The sequence below is a fragment of the Candidatus Culexarchaeum yellowstonense genome, assembly GCF_024707025.1.
Classification (GTDB): domain Archaea; phylum Thermoproteota; class Methanomethylicia; order Culexarchaeales; family Culexarchaeaceae; genus Culexarchaeum.
Genome location: NZ_JANGFQ010000073.1, coordinates 1 through 7,508, shown reverse-complemented (window position 1 = coordinate 7,508; position 7,508 = coordinate 1). Strand labels below are relative to the sequence as shown.

General features: G+C 37.9%; 7 protein-coding genes. 2 read left to right on the top strand and 5 right to left on the bottom strand.

The genetic code is table 11. From position 1 onward, the window contains the following. Positions 1 to 154: 154 nt before the first annotated feature. Together MRT15_RS07910 and MRT15_RS07905 are read right to left on the bottom strand one after the other, a co-directional pair. On the bottom strand, positions 155 to 1,189 hold the full coding sequence (locus tag MRT15_RS07910; RefSeq protein WP_304329537.1) for an ATP-binding protein: 1,035 nt from the start codon (positions 1,187 to 1,189) through the stop codon (positions 155 to 157). A 51-nt stretch (positions 1,190 to 1,240) separates the two neighbouring features. Continuing rightward, positions 1,241 to 3,121 (bottom strand): prolyl oligopeptidase family serine peptidase, encoded by a 1,881-nt coding sequence (locus tag MRT15_RS07905; RefSeq protein ID WP_304329536.1) that lies wholly within the window; start codon positions 3,119 to 3,121, stop codon positions 1,241 to 1,243. Positions 3,122 to 3,369: 248 nt separating this feature from the next. Here MRT15_RS07905 and MRT15_RS12590 point away from each other — a divergent pair, with 248 nt between their 5' ends. Continuing rightward, on the top strand, positions 3,370 to 3,549 hold the full coding sequence (locus MRT15_RS12590; protein ID WP_369684963.1) for a nucleotidyltransferase family protein: 180 nt from the start codon (positions 3,370 to 3,372) through the stop codon (positions 3,547 to 3,549). A gap of 71 nt (positions 3,550 to 3,620) precedes the next feature. Then, positions 3,621 to 5,468 (top strand): hypothetical protein, encoded by a 1,848-nt coding sequence (locus MRT15_RS07900; RefSeq protein WP_304329535.1) that lies wholly within the window; start codon positions 3,621 to 3,623, stop codon positions 5,466 to 5,468. Positions 5,469 to 5,498: 30 nt separating this feature from the next. On the opposite strand, the gene MRT15_RS07895 is transcribed toward MRT15_RS07900, so the two are convergent. Genes MRT15_RS07895 through MRT15_RS12585 form a run of 3 tightly spaced genes read right to left on the bottom strand, consistent with a single transcriptional unit; the run spans position 5,499 to position 7,489 of the window. Further along, positions 5,499 to 6,830: an aspartate aminotransferase family protein gene (locus MRT15_RS07895; protein ID WP_304329534.1), complete on the bottom strand. Its 1,332-nt coding sequence runs from the start codon at positions 6,828 to 6,830 to the stop codon at positions 5,499 to 5,501. Positions 6,831 to 6,875: 45 nt separating this feature from the next. Continuing rightward, positions 6,876 to 7,349 (bottom strand): (2Fe-2S)-binding protein, encoded by a 474-nt coding sequence (locus tag MRT15_RS07890; protein WP_304329533.1) that lies wholly within the window; start codon positions 7,347 to 7,349, stop codon positions 6,876 to 6,878. Next, positions 7,346 to 7,489, bottom strand: coding sequence for a hypothetical protein (locus tag MRT15_RS12585; protein WP_369684962.1), 144 nt, complete (start codon positions 7,487 to 7,489; stop codon positions 7,346 to 7,348). Before MRT15_RS12585 ends, MRT15_RS07890 begins: the two co-directional genes overlap by 4 nt. Positions 7,490 to 7,508: the final 19 nt, after the last annotated feature.

The following is a 7,508-nucleotide window of genomic DNA, read 5'->3' as shown; positions in this document are numbered from 1 at the left end:
TGTAATCCTATATCCGCATGTGGTTGAAATTATGAGGAGGAGGGGTTTAAAGCCAAAAATCGCCTACAATCCAAATGGGATTCCAAGTTCAATGATATGAGCATTTTCCAGTGTGCATCTTCCTAAAATGCCACCCTACCATATATCTAATGGTTTAAAGTCTTAGTGAAGCTTCCTTGTATATTGGGTCTAGGAATTCATAGTCCTTTATTATGCTTAAATCTTCTAGGCTTCTAAGTATGTTTGATAGTATGCTTGATGATATTGTACTGCCCTCATGTTCTTCAACATACCCCTTTATCTTCCCCCAACTATTCATACCTTCAGCTAATCCTCTTAGAACTGTGGCATATCTCTTACTCCTTCCTGCAACGAGGTTTTTGAGTTCACTTAAAGCCATATTTACCGCCACTTCCTTTATCTTGTCTAGATTTTTCAAGCCTCTCACATATTCATTTCCGAAAAGTGTTAGCCATCCTGGTATTCCATCAAAACTGTTTACGGCTTCTTCAATTAAACCCTTATCCACCTTAACATTCATTTCCCTGAATCCTGCTAAGAGGAATTCTTCAGCCACATCTCTCTTAAATCTTTCAAGGTTCAATTTGAAGCAGTATCTACCATATAGGGGTGATTCTGGCTTTTCTATTCCTAGGGAGTCGTGGAGCAATCCAACCTCGGATCCTGTGAATATGAATGTTAGGTTCTTATCGTAATCATAAGCGTGTGCTATGGCATTTAGGATTTCCATGGATCTAGGACCCCTCAGCATTTGAGCTTCATCAAAAGCTATAATCACCCTACTTCTATTTAGTGAATCGAAAAGTGTTGGCAGTGTTAATGCCCCTCTTCCCTTCCATTTTATTTCAATTTCACCACCAAGAATTTTAATTGACGTTATACTTTTGAGAAGCTCCATTAGTTTGTCAAGTCTTGATGAGAGAGCTTTTGAAAGTATTTCGAATAGGTCTTTAAGACCATAATTGCTATGTAAATCCCTCAAATCTACAATAATATTTGGAATGTTCACTTCATTGAGGAATACATTTAATAGTGAAGTTTTACCGATCCTCCTAATACCAGCAATAACGATGATGGGGGAATTAACATTATCATGTAACAAATTAAGCTCCACATCTCTACCAAACAGCTCTTCTCTTCTTGATTTTGGTCGTGGGTCGAAGAGCAATTTCTACCCCAGAACCATACTTCTACCCCAGAACTTATAAACATTCTCTTTTCATTGCATTTTGAATATGTGGTATACGAATGCCATTATGTCAGAGTATTCTTCTATCTTTGTTTGTGGTGTGGCTCCTGAATGCCCACTCTTCCTTTCAACTCTAAGTAGGTATGGTGCTCCAATCTCCTCCAATTTTGCTGCAAATTTTAATGCATGTGCTGGATGTACCCTATCATCGTATAATCCTGTAAATATCATTACTGGTGGATACCCTCTCTTCTTTATATTGTGGTATGGTGAGTACTTTATTAGATATTCCTTATCCTTCGGGTTTTCTGGATCTCCATACTCTGTAACCCATGTTCTCCCTATGTATAGTTTGTCGAATCTAAGCATATCGAGTACTGGGTATCCTATTATGGCTCCATCTATTAGGTCTGGGCGTTGTGTTAATATTGCTCCCACAAGTAGTCCTCCATTGCTTACCCCATAAGCTACTATTTTAGCTCCCTCCCTTTTCAAATGCTCTAGGACTGCTATGAAATCGTTGAATACGTTTTGCTTATTTTCACGCATACCTGCCCTATGCCATTTTTCACCATACTCTCCACCTCCCCTTAAATTTGCAACTACGAAAATTCCTCCATCTTCAATGAATGGGATTATGTGTGGATGGAATCTTGGGGTTAATGATATTCTAAATCCTCCATAGCCATATGCGAATACAAAGTTACTTTTCTTATTTTTATTTTGAACTTTAAATGCATGGATTTTTGTGGAATCCTTTGATTCAACCCAAAATTCATTAATTTCAAAATCGCCCTCAACTTCCTCTGAACGTATAATTTTCGTTTTTCCATTTTCGAGGAGGTATATGCGGTATGGTATTAGGAAGGATTCATATTTGAATACGCATTTTTCTCCATTGGAATGTAGAGAGCTTACTGTACCTGGAGGTTCAAAGCTTATTTCCCTCCATTCTCCATTCATGTTTATCAATTTGATTTTTGTGGAGGCGTTAACTAGGTATGATGCTACTATCCCATCTTTATATGCCACAGCTTCTTCCAGTGGGTATGGTTGTTCACCTATAATTTCCCTCACCTCATGGCTTCTTTCATTTATTGCTAATAGCCTTCCCATACCTTCCCCATCAAAACTTGCCACTACATAGTTTCCATTCACATAGTCTACTGGGTATGCTATGAAATCTCCTCCACCATATAAGAGGCTCCAGCTATTTGGGTCCGTAATTCCCCCTACATAAACATCGCTTTTAGTCCAACCATACCATATGGATAGTAGAGCTTTATTTGATTGTAAACTCCTTTTAAGCCCTATGAAGTGTAGTGATGGAAGTCCTTTACCGAAAACAATCTCTTCCTTACCATTCTCCCTTAAGAAAACCCTTTGTGCTGGAGGTGGAACTCCATCTGGAGTTTTCTCCTTACCATAAAACCTCACATAATAATACTTATCCCCCTCCAACCAAACTATGTCCCCTATCCTCCCCCTCAATTCATCCAAAACCTCATTAGATTTCACATCCAATATTCTAGTGACACCTTCATCTGCTCCACCTATTGAAAAAGAAAATGCAAGTTTATCCCCCTCTTCAGATAATTGAAATCCCTGTATAACCACATCCTCTCCAATATCCTCGGATTTCACAATTTCATTAAACGAACCTTCCTCAGTTATTTTGCCGATTTTAAAGGATTTACCATCACGTAAAAGCATAAAAACATCGTATTTGCCGATGTCAACAGATATAACGTATGGAAGCGAATAATACTTGCTGATTCTCGGCATAAGCTTTCTAGATAATGGTTCCAGAACCTTCCTTGCCTTCTCACTTCTATCCAGAGCCCATTGCACCACATTAGGGTCATTTAGATTCTCCAACCATAAATATGGATCAAAATCGCTAACACTCATAATGCACATCTCCAATAAAGTACACTTCAAATACTAATTAAGAGACAAGAAACAAAATAAACTTTAGCACCAATGGAAAAGTAAGCATAAACATTTCTCCTTTAATCTCACTAAAATTATTAATTAAGGTAGATTTCAATTTAAATTAGCATGAAGACTCTTGAAGAGATAAAAGAAGTTATAATTCAGCATAAGGAAGATTTGAAGAGGAATTTTAAGGTGAAGGGGGTAGGGATTTTGAATCCTTTATTAGGGGGAGCGACGTTGATATTCTAGTTGAATTTGAAGAGCCAATAGGATTTTTCCAGTTTTTAGATTTAGAGGAGTATCTAACTAAACTTATTGGAATAGAAGTTGATTTAGTTTCGAAGGGGGCTTTAAAACCAATAATTGGGGAGAAGATTTTAAAGGAAGTTATTTACCTCTAGGAGAAAGAGTGGTTCTTCTTGTAAATAGTAAAATTTATATGTTTTGAATTTCATTGTAGTCGGCTGTTTAAATGAAAAGAGCGTTGAGTATAGCTATAATAATCTTAATGGTTGTTGGTGGTCTTGTATTTTACAATTTCCTTTCCCAGATGAAAAGGGGGAGTGAAAGTGTTCCAATAAGTGAGACTTACACTTTTAATAGGGATTGGCTTAAGAAGGGGGTTATCTTAGTCTTCGGTCAACCCCCCATAGATTACTTGCAGACTGTGGGTGCAAAGGGTACTGCATGGTCTGTCTACTTCTCTGGTTTAAATGATTATGATAGAGGTTATGTGAATTCTCTACATAAAAATGCCTTTATAGTGTGTTCTGGTCCTCCAACAGTGCAATCCTTTATTACTAATGATGAGAAGCTTAAGATGGATGCCAGTTGTAGGGATATTTATGGTAATCCAATTAAATTCCTTGGATCGGATCAGTATGCGATGTGTGGTAATAATCCCAAGTGGCAAGAGTTTCTCATGAAAAGATTTGAGGAGCATGTTAATGGTGGGGTTGATGCTATTCTCATCGATGAGATAGGTTATGTGGATTGTTTCTGTGATTATTGTATGGAGGCATTCAATTCTTACCTCAAAAGCCATTATTCAAATCAAGAGCTTCTATCCCTATTTGGAATAAGCAACATTTCCTCCTTCAATTATAGAAAGTATCTATTGGAGCATGGTGCCACTAGTGAATGGGATGACCCTAACCCAAAACTCTTGCTGGAATTCTATAAAGCCAGATATTCAGCTAGAGTTGCTTTTATAAGTAAACTAATTCAGCATACCAGAAGTGTAAGTGGTAGGGTTATATTGTTTTCTGGGAACCTATATGGTCTTCAACCAAATCAGCAAATATACCTTCCATACCTTGATTTCGTAATCTTTGAAATGCCAATAACTCCTGAAAAGCATGAATGGTTAAGTTACCTCAAACCTCTCCCTGGAAAGCATATAACCACATACCTTTTAGCTGAAGCTGCTGCTCCTGAAAAACCCTTCATAGCCTTTCCAGATGTTTTCGATTTTACTGTAATATCTGAGGATGAGTGGAAACTTTGGGGGCATTGGCTTGCGGAAGCTAGGATGTGTGGAGCTTCATTCCTACTTCCATACAAAGCTTACACTTATGGTGGTGGAACTTACACTATACAAGCAGACAAAATATCCCCATACACTAGATTCTTCAATGAACATTCATATCTTTATGATAATGTAAGTAGGATTGCTAAAGTAGCCATACTCTTCGATCTACACTCCACATTATTTAACAGTTACCTATGGAAGGCATATTCAGCATGGGAAAGCTTTGAAAATTTAGGTGTAACTTTACAGGAAGCTCACATTCCCTTCGAGGTAATATACAATGGGGATGGTGAATTCGTGAACAAATCATTAACAATAAACGATCTAAACAAATACTCAATAATCATAATTCCAAAGAATTATGATTTAAACGATGAAGTTAGTAATCTACTAAACAAGTACATAAAGCAGGGTGGGCATGTAATAACAATGGACAATTTATCACAGCAGTCGGATGTGGTAAGTGAGATAAAAGCTATAAGCGTGGATATTGGGTTGGAAACCAATGCTTCTAAGGATGTGGGTTTAATGGTGTATGAGAAGGGAGGTTCTCTAATAGTCCATGTGATAAATTATAAATATGATACTCAAACAAAAACCTTTGCATCACAGACTAACATAGAAATAAATGTTACGTTGCCAGGAAACGTGAATCCAGCAGGTAAAACGCTCAAAGCAATAAATCTACCAGATGGAAGTGAAGCAACAGTAAAGTATACAATAATTGGGGGTAAATTGAATATTATCATACCTAAACTCAATGAATACTTAATTTTACACTTCAAGTGATTTGTAAAAATAGGTTTGGTTGTGTATTGTTTATTCTACCTTCTTTATGGCTGTTTCTAGTGCTTCCAATGCCTTATCCAATTGCTCTTTCGTTATCATTAGTGGGGGTTCAATTCTTAGTGTTGAGCCGTATGCTCCTCCCACACCTATTAGGTATCCCATTTCCCTCATGTATTCCCTAACCTTCACAGCTTCATCCACTGCTGGTGTCTTTGCATTTCTATCCTTCACCAGTTCTATTCCAATCATTAATCCCATTCCCCTCACTTCACCTATAATTTTATACTTCCTTTGTAATTCTTGTAGTTCTTTCATGAATTCCCCTCCAAGTTTCTCCACTTTTTCATGTACCCTTTCCTCTAGCATTACATCTATTACTGCACTTGCAGCTGCACATGATACTACGTTTGGTCCCCATGTGGATGAGTGATCTCCTGGTTCGAAGGCGTCTGCTATTTCTGCTTTTGCCCCTATTGCTCCTAGTGGTAGTCCGCTTGTCAGCCCCTTTGCCATGGCTACTATATCTGGTTCAACATTGTAGTTTTCTATTCCGAAAATCTTCCCAGTCCTTGCAAATCCTGTTTGAACTTCATCTACTATGAATATTCCACCATACTCCCTAACTATCTTCACAGCTTCTTTGAAGTATTCTTTTGGTGGAACTATTATTCCTCCTTCCCCAAGTATTGGTTCTGCTATGAATGCCCCTATATCTGTGGATGTTTCATATTTTATTACATCTTCAATGTATTTTGCGCATAGTATATCACATTCTGGGTATTCCTTCTTGAATGGGCATCTATAGCAGTATGGTGCTGGCATTATCTTTATCCCTGGTATTGATACTACTGCAGCCATCCCCTTCTTATACTTGCTCTGCCCAGTTAATGTTGTTGTTAAGTGTGTTCTGCCGTGGAAGCTATATCTTAGGGTTAGTATTTCAAATCCAGTTTTGTTAACCTTCTTCAACATGTACTTTCTCATAAGCTTTACAGATCCCTCTATGGCTTCAGCTCCACTGGTGCAGTAGAATACCTTCTTCTCCCCACTCATTGGTAGTATTTTCACTAGTTTTTCTGCCAGTATTGCTGAGGGTATGTTGTGGTAGTCGTAGGATGTGTGATGTATTTTTTGAGCCCAATACGTTATTGCTTCCACGACTTTTGGGTGGCAGTGACCAATATTTACAGCTGCGTATCCAGCGAATAAGTCTAAATATTCCTTTCCCTCTAAATCCTTTACTATAGCTCCCCTCCCCTCAACTATGACTATTGGCTGTCTATATCTTGGCATGCATGGGAACATGAGTTTCCTTTGGCTTTCAATTATTTTTGATGTATTCAACTTTTCCTCTTCAACCATTTTACCTCTCCTCAATTACATGTAGCTTTTCAGAGTAAATAATTGTTATGATTTTTGGTTGTATATTTCTGAGGCTATTTTAACAGCTTCAATTATCTTCACATAACCTGTACATCTACATATTATTCCATCAAATGCTCTTTTGATCTCCTCTTCGCTTGGATTCTTATTCTTTTCCAGTAAGGCGTATGTTGTTAGTATGAATGCTGGTGTGCAGAATCCACATTGAACTGCACCTGATTTTATGAATGCTTCTTGTATTGGGTGGAGTTTCCCATTCTTGGATAGGTATTCCACTGTTATTATGCTTTTACCTTCAGCTTTTAGGGCTGGTGTTAAGCATGAGTATACTGGTTTATCATCAAGTAGTACCGTGCATACACCGCATTCCCCCCTTTCACACCCCCTCTTAACGCTGGTTATTTGCAATCTCCTCCTCAGCAAGTCTAGTAGGGTCATGTTTTCCTCAGCTTCCACTTCCACCCATTCTCCATTCAATTGGAATCTAATGTTTTTCATCGCTCTTTACACCTCCAATTTTCAATGGATGTTTTTAATGCGTCTATGGTTATTTTCACAGCCATTTCCCTTCTATATTCTGCTGATGCTCTAACATCGCTTATTGGTTTAATTTCCTCAGTTAGCTTCTTAACCTTCACATCCACTTCATCTATCCTT